Source organism: uncultured Muriicola sp. (assembly GCF_947258935.1).
In the GTDB taxonomy this organism is placed as follows: domain Bacteria; phylum Bacteroidota; class Bacteroidia; order Flavobacteriales; family Flavobacteriaceae; genus Muriicola.
In genome coordinates this window covers 1-2,746 of record NZ_CAMYKH010000130.1, presented here as the reverse complement: position 1 = coordinate 2,746, position 2,746 = coordinate 1, and the positions used below count along the sequence as shown (strand labels likewise).

General features: G+C 40.6%; 3 protein-coding genes. 2 read left to right on the top strand and 1 reads right to left on the bottom strand.

The annotated features are described in order from the left end of the window. Positions 1-1,039: 1,039 nt before the first annotated feature. Together Q0X72_RS13540 and Q0X72_RS13535 are read left to right on the top strand one after the other, a co-directional pair. On the top strand, positions 1,040-1,594 hold the full coding sequence (locus tag Q0X72_RS13540) for a hypothetical protein (protein WP_297766493.1): 555 nt from the start codon (positions 1,040-1,042) through the stop codon (positions 1,592-1,594). Between the two features lie 159 nt (positions 1,595-1,753). Then, positions 1,754-2,083: a multidrug efflux SMR transporter gene (locus Q0X72_RS13535; protein ID WP_297766492.1), complete on the top strand. Its 330-nt coding sequence runs from the start codon at positions 1,754-1,756 to the stop codon at positions 2,081-2,083. A 238-nt stretch (positions 2,084-2,321) separates the two neighbouring features. On the opposite strand, the gene Q0X72_RS13530 is transcribed toward Q0X72_RS13535, so the two are convergent. Then, complete coding sequence (locus Q0X72_RS13530; protein WP_297766490.1) at positions 2,322-2,474, bottom strand: hypothetical protein; 153 nt, start codon at positions 2,472-2,474, stop codon at positions 2,322-2,324. Positions 2,475-2,746: the final 272 nt, after the last annotated feature.

Sequence of the window (2,746 nt, the reverse complement as noted above, 5' to 3'; positions counted from 1 at the left end):
TAATCCGCCTGCGGCGGACGAGGGTTTAATTCCCCGCCCCTTGGGGCGATCATAATTTTCCGATTGATACCCCGTCCGCTTGCGGCGGGGTAGTTTATTACTTCGCGCGAGATTTTAATTTTTAGGATATCATAATTAGCGGTTGGCAAGTCAAGTTAATTTCAAATTTAGTTATTGTAAAAGGTTCTCTCCAAATTAGTTGGAGATGAGGATCCAAGGCTTCCAGGGGCCAGGGATTCAAGGGTTAATTTTCTAAAGACTTTATCAGCGCCTTCAACATTCATTCGATTTCTGTTAGGTCTTTTTTTAGTGTGCCCCATTCACCTTTATCAATTAAATCTAAATCCCCTGATACTGGTATGGGATCACACCGGGTCGATTGAAGATAGCATGTGTTTTGCTTTAATTAACTACAACTAATCGGGAGAAGAACCAATCTATTTAATTTATTTGTGCTAAATCCTCCTTAAGAATTTCAATAAAAAACCGATAGAAGATAAGTACTTCTCTGCATTAAGATCGGAACAATCCGTTTTATAAGGTCAGTGTTACATGCAGTGGGCACAGGGTTGAATCGTAGACGCTTTTTTTGGAGAAAAATTAAATCCAAACTTTTTTCACAATCATGTTTTTTTGCGGGATTTTAGTATGGATTTGGGGATTGCTGATCATCTACATGACCTGCGATGGGGCTGAAGGGACGCCACCCACACTGTGCTATCCTATTTTTGTCACTTTGACTACTGTGGCTGGAACTCCTTTTGTGGCCTTACGTTTTGGACTAACAAGGAAAGCAAGTGTGTTAATTGTTTTAGCCGGAATTCAGGTATATAGATCATCGATCGAATAGTTGGCAGAGCGGGCTATAACAAATACAAAAAGAAATTGGTAATGTAATATATAGTTAGGTATGCGCACTATTTACAATTACCCAAACAGTGGAGCTGACGGGACCAACGTGCAGATTTGTCGCTTAAAGCCATACTAGCTTGAACCATATGTTGGTCCGCAGCTCACTTTCACGTGTGGTAACGAAAAAATGAAAAAACTTTTACCAATCCTAAAATGGTTTTTATTAATTTGGGGGGGCCTTTCCCTGCTGGGGGCTATCGGCCTTGGCGGATTTTTCGCTTATCGGCTTGGTCCTGGAAACACCGACAAGATTGATTCAGCTTCTAAGAAGGATGTGCGGTTTGTGCTGAATTGGTGTGAAATTGGGGAAGATAGGATAGAAAAAGTTATCCATAGTTACGTTTCATCAAAATCTCTTACTGGCGATCATTTGAATGCCCATGCAATCCAGATTAGCCATGTTTCCATCGCGGAACTAACAGCAAAAACAGACGATGTTAATGGCCGTTGGTATCGCGGCGACCAGGTATCTGGTGTCTTAGATGACGCTGTAAATTTTTTAGCAGGATGGCTTGACAGCGGTAAGATTACGTGGTTTCCAAGTGAAAAAGAGTTGAGATCTGACAGGTATTTTGTATATCCATGGAGCATTTCTTGTCATGGAGTTAGACCAACAGCTGCAAAGCTTATTTTCGTACGGCCGTCTGACAACATGATCTTCTATTTCAGTGGAAAAACCTGAAATACTGAACTAATCCGTGGCGATGACCAGTCTTCACTCCTAAGAGCTCCGCCGAGGTACAGCAGCGCGACGATAGAAGCTTAACATAATGGCCTTGCCAGATCGACACTCATTTAAACCACAGTCCACTTCAACCGGTATATTTCGAAAGGACAAAGAATGGCATACCTATATCTCGCTGTAGCTATCGTTGCAGAAGTAGCTGCGACCAGTGCATTAAAAGCATCAGAAGAATTCACAAAGCTCATCCCAAGCTTGATCGTTATTGCTGGATATGGGTTATCATTTTATCTATTAACACTGGTCCTAAGAACAATTCCTGTCGGCATCACATATGCTTTATGGGCGGGATTAGGAATCGTTCTAGTGACATTAGTGGGTGCAATCTTGTACAAACAGATCCCCGACCTTGCGGCATTAATAGGTATGGGACTAATTATCGCGGGTGTAATCGTAATCAATATCTTCTCAAAAACGATTAGCCACTAAATTGTATAGACCTATATTTGAGTTGACCGAATTGAAATGTAAATTATGACAAAATGATATCACAACATTTTTGGAGTCTCTCAAAGTTCACATACGTTGCAGTATCTGCACTTTTGAGAGTCACAATTTTATACAGATACATGGGCATATCGGTAATTGAGGCTCACCTGCGATCAATTGGAGATGTATTTTTGAAAGATTGGATGCCTTAGACTGACGAGAGCAACGATTGGTTTCATCAGCGACCTGTGGTCACTACATGATGGTAGTATAACTGCACTGTATTCTCATCAATTATTTTAACATTGGCCAAATCTTCGTAGCGATGAACCAGGTAGCCGAGCATCTCGCCATTATTCCCAATTATTTCCTTCACCCAGGTAGAATCCAAGATTTTGCTTTTTGCCATCATATCCTCGGATGAAACTTTAACAAAGCTTTTTGCCAGTTCTGCTTGAGTTCAGTTTCAGTAGGTTGTTGTACTCTTTTAAGATTGCCTCGTATTCCACCGGCACATCCGACTATACCCAAAATAACCAGAACAATAAAAAGACATGACAGATTTATGACTGATTTTCTCATGATTCCCTCCATTTTTATTGTCTTTATCTTTCAATAATATCTACCGTTTTGGTGGAGATATCATGAAATATCACAAATTGT